This window comes from Rouxiella chamberiensis (assembly GCF_026967475.1).
GTDB classification, from domain to species: Bacteria; Pseudomonadota; Gammaproteobacteria; order Enterobacterales; family Enterobacteriaceae; genus Rouxiella; species Rouxiella chamberiensis.
The window spans coordinates 889372-913291 of the sequence record NZ_CP114058.1 but is presented as its reverse complement, the minus strand read 5'-3'; the positions used below and the strand labels follow the sequence as shown (position 1 = coordinate 913291).

25 protein-coding genes and 3 pseudogenes are annotated in these 23920 nt (G+C 51.9%); 9 read left to right on the top strand and 19 right to left on the bottom strand.

From position 1 onward, the window contains the following. Positions 1-11: 11 nt before the first annotated feature. From O1V66_RS04365 to galB, 3 genes are read right to left on the bottom strand one after another with little or no spacing between them, the layout of a single operon-like run. Complete coding sequence (locus tag O1V66_RS04365; protein WP_045047010.1) at positions 12-1097, bottom strand: 4-oxalomesaconate tautomerase; 1086 nt, start codon at positions 1095-1097, stop codon at positions 12-14. Next, a complete protein-coding gene (locus O1V66_RS04360; protein ID WP_045047011.1) occupies positions 1094-1810 on the bottom strand; it encodes a 4-carboxy-4-hydroxy-2-oxoadipate aldolase/oxaloacetate decarboxylase in 717 nt (238 codons plus the stop codon). The genes O1V66_RS04365 and O1V66_RS04360 overlap by 4 nt, the downstream gene beginning before the upstream one ends. Continuing rightward, positions 1807-2544 (bottom strand): 4-oxalmesaconate hydratase, encoded by a 738-nt coding sequence (gene galB, locus O1V66_RS04355; protein WP_045047561.1) that lies wholly within the window; start codon positions 2542-2544, stop codon positions 1807-1809. Before galB ends, O1V66_RS04360 begins: the two co-directional genes overlap by 4 nt. Before the next feature lie 128 nt (positions 2545-2672). On the opposite strand from galB, the pseudogene O1V66_RS04350 reads away from it, so the two are divergent. The 3 genes and pseudogenes from O1V66_RS04350 to O1V66_RS04340 all read left to right on the top strand — a co-directional run bounded on the left by O1V66_RS04350 (position 2673) and on the right by O1V66_RS04340 (position 6479). After that, positions 2673-3898 (top strand): annotated as a pseudogene (locus O1V66_RS04350) (LysR family transcriptional regulator). A gap of 240 nt (positions 3899-4138) precedes the next feature. Beyond that, positions 4139-5518, top strand: coding sequence for an MFS transporter (locus tag O1V66_RS04345; protein WP_045047013.1), 1380 nt, complete (start codon positions 4139-4141; stop codon positions 5516-5518). A gap of 391 nt (positions 5519-5909) precedes the next feature. Further along, positions 5910-6479 (top strand): DUF4142 domain-containing protein, encoded by a 570-nt coding sequence (locus tag O1V66_RS04340; protein ID WP_045047014.1) that lies wholly within the window; start codon positions 5910-5912, stop codon positions 6477-6479. Positions 6480-6638: 159 nt separating this feature from the next. Here the strand turns inward: O1V66_RS04340 and O1V66_RS04335 are convergent. The 7 genes and pseudogenes from O1V66_RS04335 to O1V66_RS04305 all read right to left on the bottom strand — a co-directional run bounded on the left by O1V66_RS04335 (position 6639) and on the right by O1V66_RS04305 (position 12540). Further along, positions 6639-7272 (bottom strand): annotated as a pseudogene (locus O1V66_RS04335) (dTMP kinase). A 353-nt stretch (positions 7273-7625) separates the two neighbouring features. Further along, a complete protein-coding gene (locus O1V66_RS04330; protein WP_045047015.1) occupies positions 7626-8477 on the bottom strand; it encodes an aldo/keto reductase in 852 nt (283 codons plus the stop codon). Positions 8478-8608: 131 nt separating this feature from the next. After that, positions 8609-9673, bottom strand: a complete 1065-nt coding sequence (locus O1V66_RS04325; RefSeq protein ID WP_045047016.1) for an alpha/beta hydrolase — start codon at positions 9671-9673, stop codon at positions 8609-8611. 99 nt (positions 9674-9772) lie between these two features. Beyond that, the gene (locus O1V66_RS04320; protein WP_045047017.1) at positions 9773-10357 is read right to left on the bottom strand and encodes a flavodoxin; all 585 of its coding nucleotides are present in this window, start codon (positions 10355-10357) and stop codon (positions 9773-9775) included. 10 nt (positions 10358-10367) lie between these two features. After that, positions 10368-11024 (bottom strand): carboxymuconolactone decarboxylase family protein, encoded by a 657-nt coding sequence (locus O1V66_RS04315; protein ID WP_082050966.1) that lies wholly within the window; start codon positions 11022-11024, stop codon positions 10368-10370. Positions 11025-11543: 519 nt separating this feature from the next. Next, the gene (locus tag O1V66_RS04310; RefSeq protein WP_269128137.1) at positions 11544-12092 is read right to left on the bottom strand and encodes a GNAT family N-acetyltransferase; all 549 of its coding nucleotides are present in this window, start codon (positions 12090-12092) and stop codon (positions 11544-11546) included. A 184-nt stretch (positions 12093-12276) separates the two neighbouring features. Next, the gene (locus tag O1V66_RS04305) at positions 12277-12540 is read right to left on the bottom strand and encodes a DUF2798 domain-containing protein (protein WP_045047019.1); all 264 of its coding nucleotides are present in this window, start codon (positions 12538-12540) and stop codon (positions 12277-12279) included. 127 nt (positions 12541-12667) lie between these two features. Here O1V66_RS04305 and O1V66_RS04300 point away from each other — a divergent pair, with 127 nt between their 5' ends. Continuing rightward, positions 12668-13570, top strand: coding sequence for a LysR family transcriptional regulator (locus O1V66_RS04300; protein ID WP_045047020.1), 903 nt, complete (start codon positions 12668-12670; stop codon positions 13568-13570). Between the two features lie 162 nt (positions 13571-13732). On the opposite strand, the gene O1V66_RS04295 is transcribed toward O1V66_RS04300, so the two are convergent. Beyond that, positions 13733-14020, bottom strand: coding sequence for a DUF1330 domain-containing protein (locus tag O1V66_RS04295; RefSeq protein WP_045047021.1), 288 nt, complete (start codon positions 14018-14020; stop codon positions 13733-13735). 427 nt (positions 14021-14447) lie between these two features. On the opposite strand from O1V66_RS04295, the gene O1V66_RS04290 reads away from it, so the two are divergent. The 3 genes from O1V66_RS04290 to O1V66_RS04280 all read left to right on the top strand — a co-directional run bounded on the left by O1V66_RS04290 (position 14448) and on the right by O1V66_RS04280 (position 16826). After that, the gene (locus O1V66_RS04290; protein WP_045047022.1) at positions 14448-15353 is read left to right on the top strand and encodes a LysR family transcriptional regulator; all 906 of its coding nucleotides are present in this window, start codon (positions 14448-14450) and stop codon (positions 15351-15353) included. A 195-nt stretch (positions 15354-15548) separates the two neighbouring features. Beyond that, the gene (locus tag O1V66_RS04285; RefSeq protein ID WP_045047023.1) at positions 15549-15860 is read left to right on the top strand and encodes a hypothetical protein; all 312 of its coding nucleotides are present in this window, start codon (positions 15549-15551) and stop codon (positions 15858-15860) included. A 270-nt stretch (positions 15861-16130) separates the two neighbouring features. After that, on the top strand, positions 16131-16826 hold the full coding sequence (locus tag O1V66_RS04280) for a DJ-1/PfpI family protein (protein ID WP_045047024.1): 696 nt from the start codon (positions 16131-16133) through the stop codon (positions 16824-16826). A gap of 175 nt (positions 16827-17001) precedes the next feature. Here O1V66_RS04280 and O1V66_RS04275 read toward each other — a convergent pair whose 3' ends face one another. The 6 genes and pseudogenes from O1V66_RS04275 to O1V66_RS04250 all read right to left on the bottom strand — a co-directional run bounded on the left by O1V66_RS04275 (position 17002) and on the right by O1V66_RS04250 (position 19880). Then, on the bottom strand, positions 17002-17394 hold the full coding sequence (locus O1V66_RS04275; protein WP_045047025.1) for a VOC family protein: 393 nt from the start codon (positions 17392-17394) through the stop codon (positions 17002-17004). A 204-nt stretch (positions 17395-17598) separates the two neighbouring features. After that, positions 17599-17970 (bottom strand): DJ-1/PfpI family protein, encoded by a 372-nt coding sequence (locus O1V66_RS04270; RefSeq protein ID WP_269128134.1) that lies wholly within the window; start codon positions 17968-17970, stop codon positions 17599-17601. After that, positions 17967-18197, bottom strand: coding sequence for a DJ-1/PfpI family protein (locus O1V66_RS04265; RefSeq protein WP_269128132.1), 231 nt, complete (start codon positions 18195-18197; stop codon positions 17967-17969). The genes O1V66_RS04270 and O1V66_RS04265 overlap by 4 nt, the downstream gene beginning before the upstream one ends. Before the next feature lie 170 nt (positions 18198-18367). After that, positions 18368-18844 (bottom strand): glutathione peroxidase, encoded by a 477-nt coding sequence (locus tag O1V66_RS04260; protein WP_045047027.1) that lies wholly within the window; start codon positions 18842-18844, stop codon positions 18368-18370. 50 nt (positions 18845-18894) lie between these two features. Next, positions 18895-19681 (bottom strand): annotated as a pseudogene (gene map / locus O1V66_RS04255) (type I methionyl aminopeptidase). Next, positions 19662-19880, bottom strand: coding sequence for a ParD-like family protein (locus tag O1V66_RS04250; protein ID WP_045047029.1), 219 nt, complete (start codon positions 19878-19880; stop codon positions 19662-19664). The pseudogene map and the gene O1V66_RS04250 overlap by 20 nt, the downstream one beginning before the upstream one ends. Positions 19881-20177: 297 nt before the next feature. On the opposite strand from O1V66_RS04250, the gene O1V66_RS04245 reads away from it, so the two are divergent. Next, on the top strand, positions 20178-20795 hold the full coding sequence (locus tag O1V66_RS04245; protein ID WP_045047030.1) for a LysE family translocator: 618 nt from the start codon (positions 20178-20180) through the stop codon (positions 20793-20795). A gap of 318 nt (positions 20796-21113) precedes the next feature. Here the strand turns inward: O1V66_RS04245 and cutC are convergent, their stop codons facing one another. Continuing rightward, positions 21114-21872: a copper homeostasis protein CutC gene (cutC, locus tag O1V66_RS04240; RefSeq protein WP_045047031.1), complete on the bottom strand. Its 759-nt coding sequence runs from the start codon at positions 21870-21872 to the stop codon at positions 21114-21116. Positions 21873-21981: 109 nt separating this feature from the next. Here cutC and O1V66_RS04235 point away from each other — a divergent pair, with 109 nt between their 5' ends. Next, positions 21982-23124, top strand: a complete 1143-nt coding sequence (locus tag O1V66_RS04235) for a MalY/PatB family protein (protein ID WP_269128128.1) — start codon at positions 21982-21984, stop codon at positions 23122-23124. Here O1V66_RS04235 and O1V66_RS04230 read toward each other — a convergent pair. Next, complete coding sequence (locus O1V66_RS04230) at positions 23121-23690, bottom strand: VOC family protein (RefSeq protein WP_045047033.1); 570 nt, start codon at positions 23688-23690, stop codon at positions 23121-23123. The genes O1V66_RS04235 and O1V66_RS04230 overlap by 4 nt on opposite strands. Positions 23691-23920 lie beyond the last annotated feature (230 nt).

Genomic DNA, 23920 nt, shown 5'->3' with positions numbered 1-23920 from the left:
ATTATGCTTTTTCAAAAATGACCCGACCACACCGAACCCGGAATGGCGACACGCCCGTCAAACAGCAGCCGTGCCGTGCGGATCAAACCACTTTTGCTCACGTTGCCCTGCTCGTCACGGGTCAGCATGACGCCAAACTCACCGGTCGGATGCTCAACCGCCAACCGCTGCTCGCGGTTTTCGCCTACCTCGGCAAGCCCTTCGGTGACAGACCCCGGTACCAGACAGGCCGTGGCAACGCTAACGGCCCCCAGCACGCCTATCGACGCGTGACAGCGATGCGGAATGAAGGTGCGCGTCGTGAGGGTTCCGCCCTGAGTCGGCGCGGCAACCAGCGTCATTTTCGGTACGGTGCGCTGCGCCACATCGCCGAGATTCATCAAGGGCCCGGCCTGCAGGCGAATAGACTCCAGCCGCGCTTTCAACTCAGTGTCGTTATCAAGCTGCTCTCGCGTTTCCAGACCGGTACGTTGCAAATCGGCAGCGCGTACAAGCACCACGGGCATGCCGTTATCGATGCAGGTCACGTCAATGCCGTCGAAAGAATCAAGGGCGCGGCCTGTCGGCAAGAGAGCACCGCAGCTGGACCCGGCGATGTCCTCAAAGTTGAGGATCTGCTCGGCGGCGCAGCCTGGCACGCCATCAATCTGCGTGTCGCCTTCATATTCCACCGCCCCGTCGGGGGTGGCAATCTGCGCTTCGGCGATTTGTCCGGTGTTCACCATAAAGATGCGCACCCGAGTCACCGGGCCCTGTACCGCCACCAGCCCTTTTTCTATCGCGAACGGCCCGACCGCGGCCAGAATATTGCCGCAGTTCTGCCCATAGTCGACGCTTGGCCTGTCGACATTCACCTGTGCAAACAGATAGTCCACATCGGCATCGTCACGCGTCGAGGGTGAGATAATCGCGACTTTACTGGTCAGGGGATCGGCACCGCCGACCCCGTCAATCTGCCGCGCATCGGGCGACCCCATAACCGCCAGCAGAACACGGTCGCGCGTGGCGGTATCGGCGGGCAAATCCGCGGCCAGAAAGCAGGCCGCTTTCGAGGTGCCGCCGCGCATCAGCACACACGGCAGAAGTGTCTGTTTCATTGCGTTTTCAGCTCTTCAAGAGAATCCACATAGCGCAGCCCCTTTTCGGCAAGCTGGCCGCGCATCTGGTAAATATCCAGTCCGAGTTCACCGGAGGCCAGACGGCGTCGCTTGCCCTCTTCGGCCTCCTCGCGCTTCTGCGCGGCCGCCGCCACGTCTGCTGCGCGTTCACGCGGCACGATAACCACGCCATCATCGTCGGCAATCACGATATCGCCGGGATTGACCAGTTGCCCGGCACAGGTGACCGGCACATTGACCGAACCCAGCGTTTCCTTTACCGTTCCCTGCGCATAAACGGCGCGGGACCAGACCGGGAAGTTCATTTCGCGCAGCGTCTGGCTGTCGCGGATCCCGATGTCGCCGACCAGAGCCACCACGCCGCGCGCCTGCAACGAGGTCGCGAGAAGATCGCCGAAGAAGCCATCATGGCAGTCGGAGGTGGGCGCAACCAGCAACACATCTCCCGGCTGGCACTGCTCGACTGCAACATGAAACATCCAGTTATCACCGGGCGACACCAGCACCGTTACGGCACTGCCCGCGACAGCGCGATTCTGCTGAATGGGGCGAATACGCGCATCCAGCAATCCGCTGCGCCCCTGCGCCTCGTGAGTCGTTGCCACGCCATAGCGGGCGAACTGTGCGAGCAGACGGGCATCCGCGCGTTCGATATTTCTCACGACAACGCCCTTGCGATTGACCAGACTCATGATAAATCCTCCGTCACGCGCGGGAACAGGCTCTGATAACCTTCGCCGTGGCTAATCACATTCGGTGACGTGATGCCCACATTGCGTTTCGCCTGCACGCCTCGTTGTTGCGCCACGCGGGTGTAGTATTCCCACAGATGCTCCTGACCGGCCATGCATTGAATCGCCGCGTATTTTTTATCCCATACGGAGGTGATATCCAGCAGGACGTCGGGTTTCCAGTTGCACTGCTCCGGTTGATGAGGCTCGAAACAGTAAACCGGCGGCGCGCCAATGATAGGTTCACCCGGACGATAACCTTCGGCCTGCGCGATGATGCGCGCTTCCTGAGTCAGATTCGCGGCCAGCGGGTGGTCATAGTTGTAGGGATCCTGAATTGAATGCGTCAGCACAAAGTGCGGCTGAATCTTGCGAAAGACATCGGCAAGGCGGAACAGCGTCTCTTTGTCGGCGCGCAGGGGATAATCCCCCAGATCAAAGAATTCGATACTGGCACCCAGAATTTCCGCCGCGGCTTCGGCTTCTTTCTGACGATGCTGCTTGACCAGCGCTTCCGTCATATTGCCCTTTCGCCACAGCTTGGCCGATTCGCCACGCTCGCCAAAGGAGAGGCACACTACGTGCACGTCATATCCCCGCGAGGCATGAAGGGCAATGGCACCACCCGCACGCCAGACAAAATCAGCGGAATGGGCACTGACTACAAGGGCACTCTTTTTTACTGTCGTTTCCATCGTATTTACCTGCATTTGCTGTTTTTTCATCCTGCCATGCACGCGGTGACGCGGATAATGCCTTTCATTGCCTGAGCTATGATTTTTGTTTATGTTGTGATGATTGCCTCATAACGCGAGATACCCGCATGAAAAATACAGAAGAAGATACCTCCTTGAAAATCATGCAAATAAGAGCATTTTGCATGATTGCCGAGCGCGGAACGGTATCGGAAGCAGCGGAAAATTTATTTCGCACCCAGTCTGCGGTAACGCGATCAATCCGTGATCTCGAACACACTTTGGCGACGCCGCTGTTTGAGAGACATGCCAGCGGCATGATGCTGACCGAGATGGGTAAAGGCGTGTTACCGCGTGCAAGACGCGCCATCGACGAGCTTCACGTGATCCCGTCACTACTGCACAAAATCAAGCTGCGCGACACGGGCCGTGAAGAGGCCGAACCTATCTGGCTGTTCAACCTCCGACGCTTGCAGATTTTTCTGGCGCTATTTCGGCTTCATCACACGCAAAGCGTGGCGAATTTGCTGGGGATTAGCCAACCCGCCGTCAGCGCGGCGCTGAAAGTGCTGGAAAGAGGCGCCGGGATGATGCTGTTTCAACGCACGCCCAAAGGCATGATGCCGACCCCCGCCGGACGTGAAATTGCGCCGTTTATCAGCCGCGCATTGAATGAAATCCGCCATATCCCCGAAGATCTGGCGGCTCAAAAGGCGTGCTGACCGGAACGGTCCACGTGGGCGCATTGCCGCTGTGCCGCAGCAGTTTGCTGCCGCGTGCGATTACTCATCTGGTCTCGCGCTACCCCGGCATCAAGGTGGTTACCAACGAAAGCGCCTTCAGTGCGCTGGTGACGGAAATGCGGGCGGGCGATATCGATTTCATTCTCGGCGCACTGCGTCAGAACGATGCGGTGCTGGATATTCACAATCAGGTCTTGTTCGATGAAGAACTCATCTTGCTGGTACGTCCCGAGCATCCGCTAGCCGGACGCCCGCTCGCACCCGATGATTTGGCGCTAGCGCAATGGATCCTGCCGCGTGAGAACTCGCCCGCGCGCCACCTTTTGGGCAGTGCCTTTCAGGCGCTGGGGATGAATGAACCGCAGCCCGTGGTGGAAAGCGGGGATTTGGCAATAGTACGCGGGCTTTTGCTGCAATCGGACATGGTGGCGGCGGTGTCGTCTCATCAACTCGATTATGAACTGCGTGCCGGAATTCTGATTCCACTCAGGCTCAATTTGCCGAATACTCGTCGCGAAATAGGATTGACGTTTCGTCAGGGCGCGCTGCACTCTCCGGCGGCGAAAGCTTTACTGCAAAGTATCAGTGAAATACTCAAACCTTTACCCTAAACAAAATTCATAGGACGCTTTAAGGTGACGAGCCTTGAAGCGCCGCCCGCATGGACTTTTGCCGGATTTATTGCCCACATCGACAATGTTAAATGCATCACAATATAAACGCTACTCATACCCCTAAAAGCCTTTTTTGACAGACACTGTCCTCTCTCCCGCTTAACGTGATGATGAATTGATAACTTTCTCTCACCACAACGAGAGCCGCCGCCGGCGGTATAATAGAGAGCGTACCCGATGACAGCAAACAACCTGGTCAATGTGAAGGCATGGATTGATGCACGCCCCGTCTCGCCGTTTCAGTGGCGTGTTCTGGTGCTGTGCCTGATTATTATTATGTGTGATGGCTACGACGCCGCCGTCATGGGCTTTATTGCCCCGGCCCTGATTGAGCATTGGGGCATCAGCCGCTCGGCGATGGGGCCGATTCTGGGTGCCGCCATGTTTGGTGTTGCGCTGGGAGCGCTCATCGCCGGACCGATGTCCGACCGTTATGGCCGCAAGCGGGTGATTCTGCTATCAGTGCTGATGTTCGCCGTATTCAGCCTTGCCTGTGCCTTTGCCGCCACGCCGATGCAGATGGCCATGCTGCGTTTCATTGCCGGACTGGGATTGGGCGCGGTCATGCCAAACTGCGTAACCCTGTTGTCGGAATATATGCCCGAGCGCCGCAAAGGGGTCATGATCACCTTGATGTTCAGCGGCTTTAATATCGGCTCGGGTCTGGGCGGATTTATCGCCGCCGGATTGCTGGCCCACTACAACTGGTCTTCCGCGCTGATTTTCGGTGGCGCATTGCCGTTGATTCTGCTGCCGTTTATCGCCTGGCTTTTGCCCGAATCAGCGTTGAATCTGGTTGTTCGCAAGGCACCGCGCGCCCAAATCGCCGCGCTGCTCAACCGCATGGGTGGACATTTCACCGCCGAACATGCCTTTATTCTCAACTCCCCCGGCATTAAACGTAACAGCACCATTGCCGAACTGTTTCGCCACGGGTTTGCGCGCGGCACGATAATCCTCTGGCTGACCTACTTCATGGGCCTGTTCGTGATTTATCTGCTTAACGGCTGGCTTCCGACCATTATGCGTTCCGGCGGTATCTCGCTCGAGCAGGCCGCGATTATTGCGGGTTTGTTCCAGCTTGGGGGTCCGGTGGGCGGCATTATCGTCGGGGCGCTCATGGATAAACTTCGCGCCAAATGGGTTATCGGCATCGTGTATTTGATTGGTTGTGGCTGTCTGATTGCGCAAGGTCTGTTTGGCCTCGACGGTATGGCGCTCGGCATTATCATTTTTATTACGGGCATGTGCATCAATGGCGCGCAAAACGGTTTGCAGGTTTACTCCCCCGCCTATTATCCGACCGAGATTCGCGCGACCGGCGTCAGCTGGATGCACGGTATCGGCCGAATTGGCGCTATCCTCAGTTCATCGCTGGGCGGTCTGTTGATGGGCGCTTTCCCTAGTCAGTCGGCTATCTTCTTTATTCTGGCACTGCCTGCGCTTCTGGCAGCCATTAGCATCGTATTGCATCGTAACGTCAAGCTGGACATGAAAATCAAGGGCGCGGGACTCGGCGACATTCCGGCGCTGTCTCGCACTCTAAACAATCGTTGAAGTTTAAAACAATGGGGTGATGATTGAAGCCGCACGTACCGGCCACAACATGGGTCATTTTCATGTTGTGGCCGGTAAAACCTGTGGCCGGACGGGGCCAGTCTGATTAAGAAAGAGTACCGAGCTTTTTACAGGCAACGTTTCACGCATTAACCGATAGAGAGAGGCGCGCTGGATGCCTCCCGTTTCCGCTTTACCGCGTACATCGCACTGCGCAATTTCTGCTTCTTTGTTTCTCTCCTTTCCGCCGTCTCTCATTGATGAACTTAACTTAAACTGCCGTCTCACATTGTGGGTCCACTATACTGATTATTGCCGTTGTTTTTACCTACGAGGCTGCACGCGGTTAATAACCGCCGCCAACCTTACCCATGATCCTCAGGAGTACAACATGCAAAAAAGTAAAATAATAAAAGGGCTGCTCGTTGTATCGGCAGTGGCCGCGATGTTCGGCACAGTCAATGTGCAGGCCCAGATGCCGACGAATGGCGCCGCCAGCCAGACCGGTTCGAGCAGCAAGCTAAGCGCCGGTGACGAAAAGGCCTTGAAGGATATGGCGCAGGCGAATATCAATGAAATCGCTGCGGGCAAGCTCGCGTTGAGCAAGGCCCAAAACAGTGAAGTCAAAGCCTTCGCGCAGCAGATGGTCGACGATCATGGCGATGCCTTGAGCAAAGTCCAGGCGGTTGCTCAGCAAAAAGGTGTCGCACTGCCGACTGAACCGGATGCCAAGCACAAGGCCATGGCCGCCATGCTTGAAAAGCAGAGCGGCAGCGCATTTGACAAGATGTATATGGAAAATGCCGGCACCAAGGACCACAAGATGGTGCTGTCGACGTTGAAGAGTGACACCAGTAAAATTAAGGATCCGGATGTGAAGGCTCTGGCCAACGCGCATACGCCAGTCGTCGAGAAGCATCTGAAATCTGCCGAGCAGATATCAATGCAGGCAGGTAAGTAAGTAGGCCGTTTAACGAGAACAGATTGCTGCGATTTTTATGCCCTTTCGTTTAAAGGGACCGCTCCTGGCACAAAAGCGCCCGTAAAATCATCACCCGCCGCTTTCGGCGAGGAGCGGAAGTCGTGCCGTTTAATCATTCAGAGATATATTCGCGCAGTGTTAACGGCGAAAAGCCGGGCCTTCTCCAAGCACGTTGTAGATTTCGGCCACCACCTGCCGCGTGGCGTCTTCGATACTGCCTTCATTTCGGCACAAAACCCAGCCGTGGTTTGCACTTTCTCGCTCGAACGCCTCGGTGCAAGCTACATGCTCTTCCAGCCTGTGAATAACCGTACTGCCAAGCCCCCGCAGCACGGGCCGCCGCCCTTGCCCATGAAATTTCCGGCGCAGTTACCACCCCGACATGCAGGTCCGGCATTCGCACGTTTCGTTCGATATTCAGCTGTAAAATCTCTGCAAACGGCACCTTGCGGCGAAACGCGGCGTCGGACGGGTACCAGCGATCCATCAGGATAATGCTGTCCGGCGGCTGTTGGGTCAGCACCTGGCGGGAAATCCAGGCACGGCTCTCTGCGAGGCGCTCGCAAACCTCCCACTCCAGATCCCGCGCCGGATTTCTGGCAAGCCTGTTGACCAGAGCCATTGTCTCTGCCCGATAGGGATCGCTCTTTTTCTCGCACAGTCGGATAACCTTCCTGTTGTCAGCCCTGAGGACTTTTGTCATGGCCTCCAACAGCGTGGTTTTACCGGCCCCCTTTGGCCCATCCAGAGTAACAAACAGGGGATGACTCATTGTTGACATGACATAGGGCATGCGGGTTTTATAAAGCTTAAATCTGTCAACAGCATCTCACTTCTCAGGTATTCACCGCTGACCCGCTCTTCGCTGATTGAAGCGGCAGGGCGCGTCATACATCGAGGGGTTGATAAACAGGCAATGTTTGTCATAGACGGGCATAAAATACCGGCATTCCCCCCTTTTGTGGGTCTTGCTCAACGGTGATGTCCGGTGGGTGTAGTGTAAGGGAACCGCCTGAAACGGCAAACTCCCTTTTAACGTTTTTATGAAGACAGGTAACCTTCCAAGCCTCTTTTTCGGGGTCCAGACCTGAAACCTAACGCCCGAATCAGGCTTTTTATCGCGGTTTACACGTCAAGTTTTCGTCTGGTCAGCCACTCGACCATGGCGGGATCTCGATGCGAGAAGAAGGCGCTGGTCGCGGTGTCAAGCGCGGCAATCTGCTGAATATCTCTAGAATCGAGTTCAAAATCCAGGACGTTGATGTTCTCTTCCATACGTTCTTTGCGCACTGATTTGGCAAGCGATACGATACCGCGTTGGAATAGCCACCGCAGAACAACCTGCCCAACACTTTTACCGTATTTCTGACCGATAGCCGTTAAAACCGGATGCTGGAAAAGACCATTGCGACCTTCTGCAAAAGGCGCCCAGGCTTCAGGCTGAATGCCCCGGCTTTGCAGCCACGGAACGGCATGCAGTTGCTGATTGAAAGGATTGACTTCAATCTGGTTTACCGCAGGGGCAATTTTATTGAAGGCCATAAGGTCGGCCAGCCTGTCAGGATGAAAGTTGCTTACGCCAATGGCGCGAATTTTGCCGGCCTGTTGCAGTTCTTCCATTGCCCGCCATGCGCCATGAACATCCCCATACGGCTGGTGAATCAGGTACAGGTCAACATAGTCAAGCTGCAAACGGTTCAACGAACGTTCAAACTGCGCTTTCGCACCTTCGTAATGGGTATCCTGCAACCAAAGTTTGGTGGTGACAAAGAGTTCATCACGGGCAATACCGGTCTGTTTCAGCGCATTTCCGACCTGGGTTTCGTTCTGATAGGAGGCCGCCGTATCAATCAGGCGATACCCCGTATCGATGGCATCAATCACAGCCCTTTCGCACTCGGCGGCGTCGGACATTTGAAATACCCCAAAGCCCAGCAGGGGCATTTCAATACCGTTGTTAAGCTTTACAGTTTGCATGACTTATCCTTTATCTGTTGTGTCATAAAAGGATAACGCAAAGTAATTTATACGATTAGGGGGGACAATCCGCTAGGGTTAATTAGCGGGATTCATTAATGCCTGCCGAATCCCGCCTCACCCTCACTGCATTACTGTAAATTATTTTCTTTCAGGAATTGGCTGACCAAATCCGCAATCTGGACGTTATTCAAATCAGAAAACGCGAAGTGTGTATTACCAGTGATCCCTCTCTCTGGCAGATGTATAACGGTCACCTTGCCGCCATATTTGTTGACGACTTTGCCCCACTCGCGCGCCATGGCCAATCGCACTCGCCAACTGTCCTGTGCGGGCATGGCGACAGGTTTATCCGGTATGTTGTCACCGTAGAGAATCAGAATCGGGATTTTGGTGAGCGCCATAAACTGTTTCATCGGCACAGATTCCCCCTTCAGCGTGTCGAACGCGCTCGGCATGGGAGCGGGTAATTGCTGGTCAGGAAAGACAAAGCCACTCCCCGGCTCGAAGGCGACGATGGCTTTGACCTTGTTGTTTTTCATCGCCGTGTACCAGCCGGGTCCGCCGCCCTGAGAGTGGGTAAAGAGGATAGCCGGACCCGATTTATCAACCACAGCGGACATGGCATCCGAAATCACCTCAACATCGAAAGGGCCTGTGTTCGGGGTCATCTGACGGAAATACTGATTTAATGCTTCTTTATCATGAGAGAACTGGACACCGCTGAAATAGTCCGGCCAGACGCCAATCCGAAACTGGTTAAACCACATCTGCTCATCGGGTTTCGGCATTACCGTACCTTCAACCGTCGAGCGCCCTGCACTGCCTCGACGAGGTTGATCCACCAGATAAGTGGAAAATCCGCGACGCAGGAAAAGGTTCTGGAATCCTTCTCGACCGTCCGGTGTGCTTTCCCAGGTACGCGAAAACTGGCCTGCACCATGCAGCATGATAATGGGGTATTTATGGGGGTTTTCCGGAATTTGGTAAAACACTGACGCATGATCGCCATGGTACGTTTGACCGGCGGAATCCAGCGGCTTTTTCGCGTCGAACTTCCCTGACGCTGTAATGACAGTGCCTCCAGCGGAAAAGCTTCCCTGATCCTGAATGACCAGGGGCTCGGCAGAAACGGAAGGAGCGACCAGGCCGCCTGCGACCATAATGACGGCCAGCTTTTTAAGCATTGTCTTCAAGTTTACGTCCTCTGTTGTGTTTGCAGTCCAGTCAACGGTGAGTTGTCACCTAACAAGCAGACCTTGATTGCCCGATTTTGCAAGGCATGAAAAGTAGGCTCACCCGCGTACTGTCTCTAACCAGTCGGTGACTGTTTCTGTGGTTCTCCGCTCCTGATCGCATTCAATGACCAGCGGTTTTTCAAGGCGCGCATTTGGGGCAAGCCTGGCAAGGATATCGTCGCTGTCACCTTTGCCGTAACCGCCGTGGGTAATAAAGGGAATGAGCAACTTCCCTGCAAAGTTGTGCGTTTTCAGAAATGCCTGCACTACAGGTGGCACGCTGGTTCCCCAGACCGGAAACCCTAGATATACCGTCTCATAACGTGCGATATCTGCGAGGCTGTTTTTCAGTTTCGGCGTTGTCCCCTGCTCGCGCTGCTTTTTCGCCAAGTCAACCGTCTGAAAATAGTCTTCGGGATAAGGTGTGGCCGGTTCGATTTCATATAAATCTGTTTTCAGGCTGCGATGAATGACGCCCGCAATCACTCGTGTATTTCCGCTGCGGGAAAAGTACGCCACAAGAATACGGCTGTTAGGCTGTGCGTTTGCGATACCGGTCGCCGCTGACCCCAGAGAAACTGTCGCCAACGTGAGTCCGGCAAGGGCTGTAATCAACATTCTGCGGGAAGGATAATGTTCCATAAAAAGTCCTCTAGCGAGCCGCCAACGCCTGTTGTAGCGCGTGCTCCATTCGCATCGCGGCCTCAATTTCCGCCTGTGCACGCAAAACCTCCGCCAGCTGGCGCAACTGCGCTGCCGTAAGACCGACTCGCATACTGGCGCGGGTATGTGATAACAGTTGCGCTTCAACACCCGGAGTGGCCGCCAATGCGCCGAGCGTGGCCAGCTCGCGGCTTTGCCAGTCGAGATTATCACGGGCAAAAATGTCCCCGAAAAGATGGGTTTGCAGGAATTGATTTATGACCGGCGCAAAATCAAAGAGAGGCCCCTGAACCGGTACACCCGAGATTTTGGTCTGATTTTCGATACCCACGCGACGAAGTTCGTCGCCAATAGGCACCGGCGATACGGGTTCATTACCCTCGACGTCTTTTATGCCCCGCTGTTTACGTGCTTCGACCACCTTCATCAGCTCGTTAAGCGCATTTAGGCTGCGAGGAAAACCCGTATAGGCATAGAGTTGAACGAGGATTTCTTTAACTTCATTGATGGTGAGTCCGGCGTCCAACCCCTGATTCAGCGCAGTATTCAGTTTATTCATTTGACTGCCCGCCATAAACGCCGCAATCAATGGAATAGCCTGCTGACCCGCAGACAACGACTCTGAAACACCTTGTTGTTGATTCATTCCGATAGCCCCTTTCGTCAATTTTGCCGCACTTCCCTCAAGATCCCCATTCGAAGTCAGCGGCGTCTTTGCCACGAAAGCCTTGTTGGTCGGGTGAGCCTCTGACGCAAAGATTGCGGTCTGACTTCCTGCGGGGGCGTTATTCACGACAGATGAGTGTTCCTCGGCCCAGGAAGTTAACGTAACAAGTGGCAGTAACAACCCGAGACAACGTAAATGTCGAATCATGCATAACGTCCTTATCTGGGGAGCGGACAAACAGGTTGAACCGCTTTAACGTTAAGCGGTAGGAGCATACTAGCGGATTTGATTTTTCAGATAATGGCAAGCAGGAGGATAGGCGCTATGAGTGGTATTCATTAATAGCGTGAATGGCGATAGGCGTGAAAGTCTACGTTGCGACCTGCCCTTCCCAATAAATCAGGCAGGGCACGGTTAATAACTTCTGCTGTTGCGCGAAGCGGACGTTTTATTCTTTAGCCTGTTTTCAAGTGAGGCGCGGGCGTCACGTGGCAGTGTTCAACGGCAATGCCGTGCATTCCACTCGTCACGGGTGATTTCCCATAATTCTGCATCCAGAACACCACTGACATACTCTTTGGGTTCCGTTCGAATAAGCCGCATGCCGCTACGGGTAGAAATACGTTGTGATCGGCTGTTCAGGGCTGCTTTGGGCGTACGCAGAACCGTCTTATTTAATGTATTGAACCAGTAATTCGTCGCAGCGATACTGGCTTCACGCATATAACCCTGTCTCTGATATTCGGGTGCCAGCCAGAAGCCGCGATTATTATCTTCAACGTCGTACAGGCAGATTAAGCCCATGAGTGAGTCAGGTGTTTCACGGTTTCTGATAGTCCAGAACCAGGCAATGCCTTTTGCCATATCAGGCAGTGCAATCTGGTTAACGTAATTCTCGGCGCCATTATCCGGATAAGGCCAGGAAACGGATGCAACCATATAACGAACGATTTCCCAGCGTGGGTAGAGTTGCTGAATTTGCACAGCATCTTCGGCAACTAGGGGTTTTAGTAATAGGCGCTCAGTCGAAAGAATGGGTATTTGCATTTGTCATTGTCCTTTATGATGAATATTCCCTGATTTTTATCTTTAATTTGGGCTGCTTTGGGAATTCTGGTAGCCCTTAATGATGCACTAATCCGCCATCTGCTGCGTACTGGCTTCCGGTCACGAAGGAAACCAGAAGCGGGCCGACCCTCAATGGGTGGCCCTTAGTGGCATGCTGAATAGCTTAATGACCGTGAACGGTCAGTCCTACGAGTCGGAGAACAACAGGACGGACAATCAGTATACAAAAGAAAGCCGCTGGCATGGCGATTTGGTAAGCATTCATCACATTTGTCATGTAATGTGGTCCCATTCCAAATTCGGCTAAAGTGATGACCAGACTCATCAGGAACGCCATGATGGTCGCCATATAAAGAGCGAATATATAGGGTGCCATGCGCGTGGGAAGCCGGGTTCGTGCGGTGTTTTTTGTAGTAGCATCAGTCATCGGAATATCCTTTTTATCAAAGATAGAAAAACTGCGGCTAACTTAACAAGCTTACAAGATGGGTTGTAGAGCGGTTATGCTTTAATCATTATTAAGCAAAAGTGACGAATTAAGGGTTAAGGAGAATATGGACGTTTTAGGGCTGATTAGCACGTTTATCCGCGTGGTGGAGAACGGCAGTATTGCAGCGGCGGCACGCGCTAAAGGTATGAGTCCGGCAGCCGTCAGCCAAAGCCTTTCCCGTCTTGAAGCGCATCTGGGCGTGCGACTGCTATCGCGCACTACCCGCAGCATGACCTTAACTGAAAATGGAAAACGGTATTTCGAGAAAGTCCGTCACATTCCAAATGATATCGATCTTGCCTCGCAGGCTGCAGCGAATGAAACCAAACCGCAGGGACCCCTTTGTATCGCTACGACAGCCGCATTTGGTCGGTACGTTCTGGCTCCACTGATGCCCGCTTTCAAAGCGTCTTTCCCCGATATAGAAATTGAACTGATCAGTACCGATCGCAACGTCGATCACCGTCTGGAAGGCGTCGATGTCAGTATCCGTATCGAGGCACAACTCAACTATCAACTGATCGCCAAAAAAATCATCTCGTTACCCTTCATATTCTGCGCATCTCCCGCTTACCTGGACCGCGCTGGTACCCCTCAGACACTAGAAGAACTGAGCCAGCATGCCTGCCTGGTTTTCCGCTATCCCACAGACCGACGATTCCTGCCCTGGACTTTTATGGTCGACGGACAAGCGGTCAATGCGAAACTCAACCCTAGCTTCATCAGCGATGATATTGATATTATTGCAAAAATAGCCGTAAGCGGGGGCGGAATTGCCCGTCTGGCAAGCTTTGTCGCCCAGCCATTGATAGATAGTGGTCTGTTAAGGCCTTTATACGGGTCAGGCCACGGTGGTGAGAGCAGCATCGAGTCTTTGCCGATGAATATTTATGCCTGTGTCTCTGAACGTTCGGCACTTAATTCAAAGGTCAGAGCATTTATTGAATTTTTAGAAGGTGCGATTTGAGCAAAAATCGAGCATTTTGGCTTAACGTATAAAAGATTCGTGATTCAAAATCATGCTCATAAGTTTCTACCCGAAAGTAAATCATCTTTGGCACCAGGACTTGCCTTGGACAGGTCCTGGTGCCAGGAGAATGTTTTTTATATCAACCACTACGCCGAAAAATCAGGCGCCCTCCACCAGCACAAAAGTTCCTGTCGCAGCATTTGAACGTATTGCTTTGGCTGCCTGATATTGAGGACTCTCATAAAAACGCCTGGCTTCGGCATAAGAATCAAATTCGAAAATGACGTGCCGTTCATGAGACTCCCCCTCAAGGTTTTCATACTCTCCTGACCAGGCAATGATTTTAGGGTTGAACGCCTGCATTGCCTTGCCGGCTTCTTGCGCATATTCGGCGAAGGCGACAGCATCTGATACGGTAACGTGTGCGATTAAATAGCCTTTTTTCATTTCTTTATCTCTTTTATTTAAAGGGGATTATTCCACCACGATGCCTTTTAGCTGGTACATAGGCAGGCGGCGGGAAATGGGTTGTTAAAATGTTCCAGTCTCGTTTGTTTTCTAAAGGCCAAAAAATGCTTGGGGGCGAACCCAATTTTACGCGCAATCATCCATTCTGGAGAAAAAAGACGGGGCTTTAACCGCCTTGGTTCTATCCGTTCGACACGCCAACATCGTGGCCTACCTTTTGTCGCGTCTGATTTTAAAAGCTCGACATGTTTGCTCCACTGCCATCACCGGATGACTCGCGTGAATCTGGACCCTATTCCTTGAGCCTCGGGACACTGTGATGACGCGGCATGAAGACAGTCTATTGAGTATCAAATGAGATATAAATAAGGTAAAAATTAACGCACTGTTATCCAGGTGATGAACAATGAAAAATCTTGAGGCATTAAATATTTTTGCACGCGTGGCTGAAATGAAGAGTTTTACCCTGGCGGCTGAAAGCCTCGGTATTCAGAAAGGACGCGCCTCTATGGTCGTGCGCGAGCTCGAGAAGGATGTAGGCGCGACGCTCTTGCACAGAACGACGCGGACCGTGCAGCTAACTGAAGATGGCCGTGTTTTTTATACGCGCGCACGCGACCTGCTGGCCGAAGCAGAGGAGCTTCAGTCAATGTTTTCTCCCGGCGACAGGTCACTTCGAGGGCGTTTACGTGTCGACATGCCCGCTATTTTGGCACAAAGCGTCGTGATTCCTGCACTGCCGCAACTGCTGGATGCTTACCCGGAATTCGAACTTGAGCTTTCAAGCACTGACCGCCGTGTTGACCTGGTTCTGGAAGGATTTGATTGCGTAGTTCGGCTCGGTCCGCTTGTCGATGAGACACTGATTGCCCGACCGCTTGGGCAATTACGGATGATCAATGCGGCAAGTCCCCTCTATCTCGCGCGCTTTGGGGTACCACAGACGATTGATGACCTTCTTGTTCAGGGACACAAGATGGTTCATTACATGCGAAATTTTGGTGCGAAACCTGACGGATGGGAATATCCATCAGGTGAAGATTATAAATCTCTGATGCTACCGGGCACGATGAGCGTCAATAGCGTACCCGCCTACCATGAAGCGGGACTGGCAGGTTTGGGGTTAATTCAGGGAGGTTACTCCGCACTCGTCCCATATATTAATCAAGGAACCTTGGTTGAGGTGCTTCCTAATCTAAGGCCCAAGCCGCTCGAGGCATTTTTCGTTGTCGCGCATCGGCGCAATCTTTCGCAACGCGTGAGAGCATTTATGAGCTGGACTGAAGAGGTGTTGAAACCTTACTTTGATTAACGTCTGGAATTCGTAGGGGGTTAACGCCGTTTTAGTGCATGTTGGCGGTCAAAAAGCAAAGCGGAGATAAGATTGGAGTAAAGATTGTCTCATGCTGTAAATATTGAGATTTGCATGACGTCGATTTCGAAAACTCCCCTTGCCCTGCTTTCCAATGTTAATGTTATCGTTTTAATCCTTAAAGAGGTGAAGCGAATGATTGTAAGAACTTGGCACGGCTGTGTACCGCTTAAATACGCAGAAGGTTTTGCGCAGCATCTTGAAAAGACAGGCGTGGAACATTCTACCTCCATACAAGGCAATAACGGTGCATTTGTGCGCAGGCAAACCCAGGGCGAGTGGGAACATTTCTTTCTGGCAACGTACTGGCAAGATCTGGCGTCGATAAAAGCATTTGCCGGAGAAAGCTATCAGGTTGCGGTGACGTACCCTGACGACGAAGAATTTGAGTTACTCTCCGATCCTTACGTTTTTCATCATGTGGTCGAAGCCGTTTCGCCTCTATAGCGTAATCTATAGGCCAACGTGTGGATCACCCAGATTGACAATATCTTTTTATGGGTGTGAAGCAAACGGGCAAGCGGGAATGAACCCTAAAGAACCTAAGTGCGCTTTTATTAGTCATGGAGTTGGCACGGACGAATAAACACTCCCCCGACACGTGTGAAATATCGCTTAATTCCAATGGGGTTAATCAAGCGTACGGCTGTACATTAACCAAACGCTGCCATGATTAAAGGTAGAGGTCTTATCTCCTTTCAATTAACAGGATTTTCTATGAGTGATTCTGCATGTACAACGATCGGACTGCTTCTTTTCCCTGCCCTTACCCAGCTTGATCTGACAGGCCCGTATGAAGTTTTCGCACGAGCGCCAAACACTAAGGTTTATCTCATCTGGAAAAGCCTGGACCTGGTCATTTCTGATAGGGGTATGGCCATACAGCCAACGACTACGTTCGAAGCCTGTCCCGAGCTGGATATAATTTGTGTCCCGGGCGGGCCAGGTCAGATAAATCTAATGGAAGATGAAGAGGTTCTTTCATTTATCAGAACACAAAGTCAACAGGCAAAATTGGTCACCTCGGTATGCACCGGATCGCTTGTTCTAGGTGCAGCGGGTCTTCTGAATGGATATAGAGCCACCACGCACTGGGCTTCTCTGGAGCAACTCGCGTTGCTGGGTGCAGAGCCCGTCAACGAGCGTGTAGTACGTGACCGCAACCGTATCACCGGCGCAGGTGTCACTTCCGGTATAGATTTTGCTCTCACCGTTGTCTCAGAGATGTACGGATGTGATATTGCCCAAAATATCCAATTGCATATGGAATATGACCCCGCCCCACCCTTTCATTGTGGTTCTCCCCGCACAGCCTCCAAGGAACAACTAAAAGAAGCACAGGAACAAGTTGCGCCATTTATTGAAAAGAGACGGCAAGCTACTTTAAAAGCAGCCGCAAAACTTAAGATATAAAGGCATTACACAAGAGAGAAAGTGCCCGCTTCTCATTTACCCTCTGCAACTGGCATGAAGCGGCCTCTATTAACACAGAGGGTTAAGCGAGGCGCTGACCCATCCCTATGAGATGACGCATCAGGACTCCATTCACTGTGGCCAGTTTTAATTAACCACTTCAAACAAAGCATGGCTACACCAATTTCTCGAGTATCTGCTGTGCGTTAATATAATCGTAAGACGTGACTTCTATTTTGTTATTACTGAGATCGTTAAAGTAAACGGACATTGATACTTGATGGTCACTGACGGTAAAAGGAATTTCGTTGTTCCTGAGGATGGGTATTAGCTCGATGAAAGATGCGGACTCCACTCCAAAAGCCATGGTATGACCGGGATGCTGGGATTCTCTAAGAAAAAGGGAAAGTGAGACGCCGTTATTACTTATGACCAGCGGTCCACCCTGTTCAAACCAAAAATACAGTGACGTGTCGCGTGAGAAACCAAGAACCTTTGTATACCAGTTTTCAGCCCGCTCAATATCTTCAACATAGACATGAATATGATCAATCTTAGCTATTTTCATAACGCCACCTCCGGTTTCCCCTACTCGAAATACTCGCTAAAGCTTTTGATAAACACCCACTAAAGCACATGATAACAAGAAAGCAACCATGATTTCTTATGGCCCATATTGGGTAGTTGACGTGGGCTTCTACCACAAAGCGGACTTGCGAGCAGTAATAGTCCGCCCTAGGCGAATAGCAGATATGATATCTGCAAGTATTATTTATAATTCAGTGTTGGGGCGGGTAAATCCCATTCCTACTTTTATTCTTTCAACATTGGCTTTAGACGTCAATTTTTCTATCAATGTAAAGGCAACATCCATAGCTGTTGCAGGGCTTTGAGAAGTTATAATATTTCCATCGACTACAATAGAGCGTTGAACAACGTTGACACCCATCTCTGATAATTGCTTTTGGCGGTCACTGCTTAGATGATAAGTCGTACCAGTCCGTTCTTGAAGAACTCCGCTCTTTGCTATTGGCAAAGCGCCAACACAAACAGAAGCGATAATCTTGTTTTGGGCATTAAATTTTCGAATTAGGCAAAGAAGCCGCTCATCAAATGCATCTTCATAAAAACCTGCTCTGCTCATCCCCCTGGAATTGCAACGGCGTCAAAACTATTTTCGTCAATTTCATTCAGTTGATATTCGGGTTCAATAGTAAAGTTCCAGGCACATTTTACTTTTTTACGTAAGCCAACAGTTACCAACTCTATAGGTTCCAATCCGTAAGTGGTCGTCCAACCTATCGCATCTGTAAACACACTAGCTTCATACTCTTCTAAACCTTGGCAGAGAAATAAGATAACCTTTTTCATCTCGAAAAACTCACGAAGGCTGTATATAAAAACAGTGTAGGCAAGCGAACACCTTAATACAATCAGTATCAGGATTTTGTTGGAAGCAGATTATTTCCAGACGATTTACACATCGCGAAAGGGTTGCCGCTCATAACGACAAACGGGCCGCATTTCAGGAATAACTTGCTTCAAAGTGCAGCAAGGATGGCGGATTCCATTTTTTGCGGAGTTGAAACCGGTGCAAAACGCTTGAGCGGTATGCCGTCACGTCCGATAAGAAACTTGGTAAAATTCCATTTGATTCGCCCGCCCAGTACGCCGGGCAATTCATCCTTCAAAAGACGAAACACGGGATGCGTTGCGGGACCGTTAACTTCCACTTTCTCGAACATCGGGAAACTTACCCCGTAATTGATGTGACAGGTCTGTGCGATTTCGTTGGCATCGCCGGGTTCCTGCTTCCCGAACTGATTGCAGGGAAAACCAAGAACCATCAACCCCTCGGCGGCGTATTTCTTATATAGCGCTTCGAGGCCTGCGTATTGCGGCGTGAAACCACAATGGCTCGCGGTATTAACCACAAGAACCAGTTTTCCGGCATAGTCGGCCATAGAAATAAGCTGACCACTCAGGCTGATGGCATCAAGTTGATGAAAGGGGGTCATGGCACAGTTCCTCTGCGGTTTACTCGGTTTCAATCTTCAGAAATAATGTTTTAAATAATGTGGTCTGGAATGATCTCGTCTTTACGCAGCGTCAAGACTTCAAAACCCTGCGCGGTCACGGCGATGGTGTGTTCCCACTGGGCCGAGAGTTTTTATCACGGGTCACCACTGTCCAGCCGTCTTTTTTGGTTTTTATTTTGCTGTCGCCCTGATTGACCATGGGTTCGAGGGTAAAAACCATTCCCTCCTTTAACACCACGCCCGTATCGGCTTTGCCGTAGTGCAATACCTGCGGTTCTTCATGCATTTCCTTGCCGATGCCGTGCCCGCAATATTCCCTGACTACACTGTACCCGTTTTTTTCGACGTAACTCTGAATGGCGTGTCCGATATCCCCCAGTTTAACACCCGGTTTGACCGCTTTAATGCCCAGCCACATGGCTTCCCAGCTTTTTTGACCAATCGCCGAGCCTGAGGCGAAACGTCGCCTATCAAATACATTTTGCTGGAATCAGCAATCAGCCCCTCTTTCTCGAGGGTGATGTCTACATTAACGATAGCGCCCGATTTCAGGTGCTCGTTTGCTTTGGGGACGCCGTGGCAGACCACTTCATTGACGGACGTGTTCAGCACATAAGGATAACCATATTGCCCTTTACTGGCAGGACGCGCCTGCAAGTTTTCGACAATAAATGCTTCTGCGCGATTATTTATGTCAAGGGTAGTTACTCCCGGCACAATAAACGTGTCCAACATCTCGAATACGCGAGCAAGCAATGCCCCGGCATGACGCTGACGAGCAAGTTCATCGGCGGTTTTAATGGGAATTGATGGCATTGATCATCTCCATTAAACGGTCGGAGCCTGATTTCAGCATCATCAATTTGATTTGCTGATAATTAAGCTCCGGATACAGCTCGCTCATCATACCCAGGCGGATCCAGTATTCTGCTTGCGCGTTGACTGAACGCGACATGGCCTTGCTGGCATCACGAACGTCTTCATGCAGCAAATCCGAAATTTTTACGATTCCCATAGATATACAATCCGTTACGTTACATATATAAATCGTATAGCCTTTACGGGCTAATGTCATGATGATTTTGTCATAACCGTTCAGGTCGCTATTGATACAAGGCGGATGTGTTGACGGGAAGGGTCTGCGTGCAGCGATAAGCGGACGTTACATTGAAAAGCATGGATTTCAGCAACCTGCTTTCATCCCTATGAGGCTCATTCCATGTGCAATTGGTTGTGATTTAAAATAAAAATTCCGCAAAAAATTGATTGGATTTTATTAAATGGTTAAAATTCACACTTTCGGATAAAGAAAATGTCTGTTACGGATTCACTTCTTGCTTTCTCCTTCGCGGCGCTATTACTTACGCTCACTCCCGGTCTTGATACAGCACTCATCCTTCGCACAGCTTGTGCCGAGGGCGGAAAAAAAGCGTTTCAGGCAGCACTCGGAATTGATACTGGCTGCTTAATCTGGGGTGCGCTCGTCGCATTGGGTCTGGGGGCCTTACTGTCAGTTTCTGAGCTAGCCTACACCACGCTTAAAATTTTTGGCGCAATCTATCTTGGCTGGCTGGGTATTCAGTTGCTGATACGCCCACGGTTGTCATTCAGTCAGGGCATCAATGCAGCGCCAGCTGGAAACTGGTTCATCAAAGGAATGCTCGGGAATGTCCTCAACCCCAAGATAGGCATTTTCTATGTCTCGTTTTTACCCCAATTCATCCCTGTCGGGCACTCCCCCTTCATCTGGACGTTTTTACTGGTTGGCATTCATGTCCTTATAGGCACGCTCTGGTCACTAATACTTATTATGTCCACGCATTTTGCGTCCGGCATGCTGACAAAAAGCAATGTGATTAAATGGATGGATCGGGTCACGGGTGGTCTGTTTTTATGCTTTGCGGCAAAACTTGCTTTCAGCTCAAGGTAGGCTGATAGCGCCCGTCCTTGGCGGTGAGTGCAACCGATCGATGCAATACCCTTATTAAACCGACCTGAAAAAGACTCCGTGGGGATCGGTTAATTTTGGCACAAGAAAGAGTGGCAAAGAGAAGCCCAAGTTTCTTGAAACGAATGAATTCGTCCTTAAAGTTCCAATCTGTCACCCGGCATCTGAAAACTTGAACTAACTCATTATTTTACATAAAAAAAGCCCCGACAAGATGACGGGGCCTGGTACTTGCGCAGGGCGACGCAAAAGGGTCGTGAGACCCAAAAATCGGGGAGAGATGCGGTGTGCCCTGCTGGTTTATGCCAGTTGGCTCACCGGATCGTCAAAATTCAATGCGTTTTTCATGGCGGCTACAATATCGCCATCGACGCAATAGCGGCTGAATTCATCGAAATCCGTATCGGAACTCATGGTTACACCGGCTTTGCGGTAACGCATGGCGGAAAGTACCTGACGTCCGGCCGAACTGTGCAGTTCGGTAATGCCGATATCAACGAACTTTTGCAGGTTGGTTAAACGAACGCCCGCACCCGCCATAATGATTGGACCGCGCGTTAGATTGTTTAGTTCCCGTAACATTGAAATTCCGACTTCGGCATTCTGCTGCTGCCCGGAGGTAAGAATGCGTGCCACGCCAAGCTGGGTCAGTTGCTCCAGCGCAATCTTGGGGTTGACGCACATGTCGAAAGCGCGATGGAACGTCACCTGCATCTCGCCACACAGCGCCATGACCTCCCACATTCGCGTGACGTCGATGTGTCCTTCGGCGTCCAGCATGCCGACGACTACCCCCGGAAAACCCAGGTCGCGGATACAGGCGATGTCGCTTTTCAGCACGTCGAATTCACTCTGGCTGTAGCAGAAATCGCCGCCGCGCGGCCTGACGATGGGATGCACGGGAATACCGACCTCTTCTCGCGCCAGCTTCAAGGTGCCATAACTGGGTGTGATGCCGCCATCGGCCTGGCTTGCGCAAAGTTCCACGCGATCCGCCCCGGCAAGCTCGGCAGTTAACGCACAGTCCACGCTGTAACAACAGACTTCTAACTTTGTCATGCTTTCTCCTGAGTATCCGCCCATGCTACAACACTTGTTTGTAAGGGGCCATGTCGCGTAGGCTCATGTATGAGCACCCTGTCCATTCGCCTGCCTGGAAAATCTCACTATGACATTCAATTTTGATGATTGGGTCGACCGCAGTCACACCGATAGCGTTAAGTGGAACAAATATCGAGATAAAGAGGTGATCCCTTTATGGGTGGCCGATACCGATTTCATCGCTCCCCAGAGGGTTGTCGATGCGCTGCATAGACGAGTATCCGAAGGCGTTTTTGGCTACGGTTTTACCCCGCCCGCACTTGTCGAACATGTCGTCGCGCGTATGCAGGCGCGCTATGACTGGGAAATCAAACCTGAATGGATTGTCTGGCTGCCGGGCCTGGTCTGCGGCCTGAATCTTGCGGTGCGCACCTGCACAACGCAGCAGCAGAGCAGTATTCTGCCCTCGCCGCTGTATCCGCCTTTTATGGAGGCGGCGCAGTCAGAGGGGCGACAATATCGCGCCGTGTCCGCCAGAGCGGTGAATCATCGCTGGGTTACGGATTTTAACGATGTCGAGGCGCAACTCGACGGCAGTGAAAAATTGTTGATGCTCTGCAATCCCTACAATCCCGGCGGCACGGTGTATCGTCGAGACGAATTGCTCGCGCAACTCGATTTTGCAACGCGTCATGATTTAACAGTGTGTTCCGACGAGATTCACTGCGATTTGCTGCTTGAGCGGCAGTGTCGGCATATACCCTTTGCGTCGTTGAACGAAGAGGCGGCCCAGCGCAGCATTACGCTGATGTCGCCGTCCAAAACCTTTAATCTCGCGGGGTTGGGTGCGTCGATGGCGATTATTCCCAACGAGGCACTGCGGCGTAAATTTGCCCACACGGCGCGCGGCATCGTGCCTCACGTCAATGTGCTGGCCTATGTGGCGGCGCAGGCGGCCTACGCAGAAGATGAAAGTTGGCTGACGGCGCAACTGGAGTATCTGCGCGGTAATCATGAATTGGCGTTGCGCCGTATCAACGCGATGCCCGGCCTGAAAATGCTGCCCATCGAGGGCACTTATCTCGGATGGATCGATGCCTCCGCCGCAGGTCTCGACTCCCCTTACCGCTTCTTCCTGCAGGCGGGCGTCGGGTTGTCGGACGGCAGAGATTTTGGTGCTCCGGATTTCGTCAGAATCAATCTGGGTTGCCGACGCGCGCTGCTTGAGAAAGCACTGGACCGCATGGAAGCCGCGCTGGCCGCCCGTTAATCCGCGTCGCGTTCGCTGGCGACTATCTCGCGCAGGCTGTGCGGGTGAAACTTGATGGTCAGAGTGCCGTCGGTGATGGCCAGCGTCGGATTCGGCAGGCGTTCATTCTCGCCCTTGGGCGCGCTCTGTTTAAGCTTGATGCCCGGCGCTACCAGCGCGTCGTCTGCCAGACACGCCAAGGCCCGGGCATAAAATCCCTCTGCGCCGCCGCCCAAAACCAGTTCGACGTGTTCCCAACCTTCGTGCGGATAGCGCTTGTCGCCCGGATAAGGCAGTTCAATCAAGTCAATGTCCCACGGGCCGACTTTCAAAGGCTCGGGCAGGTCAAACAGGCAAATCGGGCGGCCATTGATTTCGGTTTCATTCAAAAGCGTACCGCACTGTGCAAAGCCCGTGCGCCAGCGATCGGCCGTCGTGTTTTGATGGCAGCGCACGGAGATGTGATCGGCATGAAAATCGGCCAGATTCAGCTGCAATTTTTGTGCAAAAGCGTTTAAAAGCTGATTAAAACGCGGCAAGTCTGCCACCAGGTCTGCTAATTCCGCCACGGCGGTTATGTTTGTCATGATTTTTCCTCTCTGGATGGCCGGGCGCTTAATTTACACAAGCCCCTGCCGAGTTGCCAGTTTCGCGCGCCGATTCAGGCGCTAATAGCAGCCGGATGAAGGGGATAATGCCGCGCCTGTTACTGACTCAACGGGGCGAATATGTTATAAAAGCCCATCAATTTAGTCAGGGGCGAACAATGGGCCAATTCGTGTGCAATGTACGTCGCTGCCAGTCAATCAGTTGGCAC

Excerpts from the sequence above, each read along its gene's own strand:
- O1V66_RS04365 (WP_045047010.1), bottom strand. The coding sequence starts at position 1,097 with ATGAAACAGACACTTCTGCCGTGTGTGCTGATGCGCGGCGGCACCTCG.
- O1V66_RS04360 (WP_045047011.1), bottom strand. The coding sequence starts at position 1,810 with ATGAGTCTGGTCAATCGCAAGGGCGTTGTCGTGAGAAATATCGAACGC.
- galB (WP_045047561.1), bottom strand. The coding sequence starts at position 2,544 with ATGGAAACGACAGTAAAAAAGAGTGCCCTTGTAGTCAGTGCCCATTCC.
- O1V66_RS04345 (WP_045047013.1), top strand. The coding sequence starts at position 4,139 with ATGACAGCAAACAACCTGGTCAATGTGAAGGCATGGATTGATGCACGC.
- O1V66_RS04340 (WP_045047014.1), top strand. The coding sequence starts at position 5,910 with ATGCAAAAAAGTAAAATAATAAAAGGGCTGCTCGTTGTATCGGCAGTG.
- O1V66_RS04330 (WP_045047015.1), bottom strand. The coding sequence starts at position 8,477 with ATGCAAACTGTAAAGCTTAACAACGGTATTGAAATGCCCCTGCTGGGC.
- O1V66_RS04320 (WP_045047017.1), bottom strand. The coding sequence starts at position 10,357 with ATGGAACATTATCCTTCCCGCAGAATGTTGATTACAGCCCTTGCCGGA.
- O1V66_RS04315 (WP_082050966.1), bottom strand. The coding sequence starts at position 11,024 with ATGAATCAACAACAAGGTGTTTCAGAGTCGTTGTCTGCGGGTCAGCAG.
- O1V66_RS04310 (WP_269128137.1), bottom strand. The coding sequence starts at position 12,092 with ATGCAAATACCCATTCTTTCGACTGAGCGCCTATTACTAAAACCCCTA.
- O1V66_RS04305 (WP_045047019.1), bottom strand. The coding sequence starts at position 12,540 with ATGACTGATGCTACTACAAAAAACACCGCACGAACCCGGCTTCCCACG.
- O1V66_RS04300 (WP_045047020.1), top strand. The coding sequence starts at position 12,668 with ATGGACGTTTTAGGGCTGATTAGCACGTTTATCCGCGTGGTGGAGAAC.
- O1V66_RS04295 (WP_045047021.1), bottom strand. The coding sequence starts at position 14,020 with ATGAAAAAAGGCTATTTAATCGCACACGTTACCGTATCAGATGCTGTC.
- O1V66_RS04290 (WP_045047022.1), top strand. The coding sequence starts at position 14,448 with ATGAAAAATCTTGAGGCATTAAATATTTTTGCACGCGTGGCTGAAATG.
- O1V66_RS04285 (WP_045047023.1), top strand. The coding sequence starts at position 15,549 with ATGATTGTAAGAACTTGGCACGGCTGTGTACCGCTTAAATACGCAGAA.
- O1V66_RS04280 (WP_045047024.1), top strand. The coding sequence starts at position 16,131 with ATGAGTGATTCTGCATGTACAACGATCGGACTGCTTCTTTTCCCTGCC.
- O1V66_RS04275 (WP_045047025.1), bottom strand. The coding sequence starts at position 17,394 with ATGAAAATAGCTAAGATTGATCATATTCATGTCTATGTTGAAGATATT.
- O1V66_RS04270 (WP_269128134.1), bottom strand. The coding sequence starts at position 17,970 with ATGAGCAGAGCAGGTTTTTATGAAGATGCATTTGATGAGCGGCTTCTT.
- O1V66_RS04265 (WP_269128132.1), bottom strand. The coding sequence starts at position 18,197 with ATGAAAAAGGTTATCTTATTTCTCTGCCAAGGTTTAGAAGAGTATGAA.
- O1V66_RS04260 (WP_045047027.1), bottom strand. The coding sequence starts at position 18,844 with ATGACCCCCTTTCATCAACTTGATGCCATCAGCCTGAGTGGTCAGCTT.
- O1V66_RS04250 (WP_045047029.1), bottom strand. The coding sequence starts at position 19,880 with ATGGGAATCGTAAAAATTTCGGATTTGCTGCATGAAGACGTTCGTGAT.
- O1V66_RS04245 (WP_045047030.1), top strand. The coding sequence starts at position 20,178 with ATGTCTGTTACGGATTCACTTCTTGCTTTCTCCTTCGCGGCGCTATTA.
- cutC (WP_045047031.1), bottom strand. The coding sequence starts at position 21,872 with ATGACAAAGTTAGAAGTCTGTTGTTACAGCGTGGACTGTGCGTTAACT.
- O1V66_RS04235 (WP_269128128.1), top strand. The coding sequence starts at position 21,982 with ATGACATTCAATTTTGATGATTGGGTCGACCGCAGTCACACCGATAGC.
- O1V66_RS04230 (WP_045047033.1), bottom strand. The coding sequence starts at position 23,690 with ATGACAAACATAACCGCCGTGGCGGAATTAGCAGACCTGGTGGCAGAC.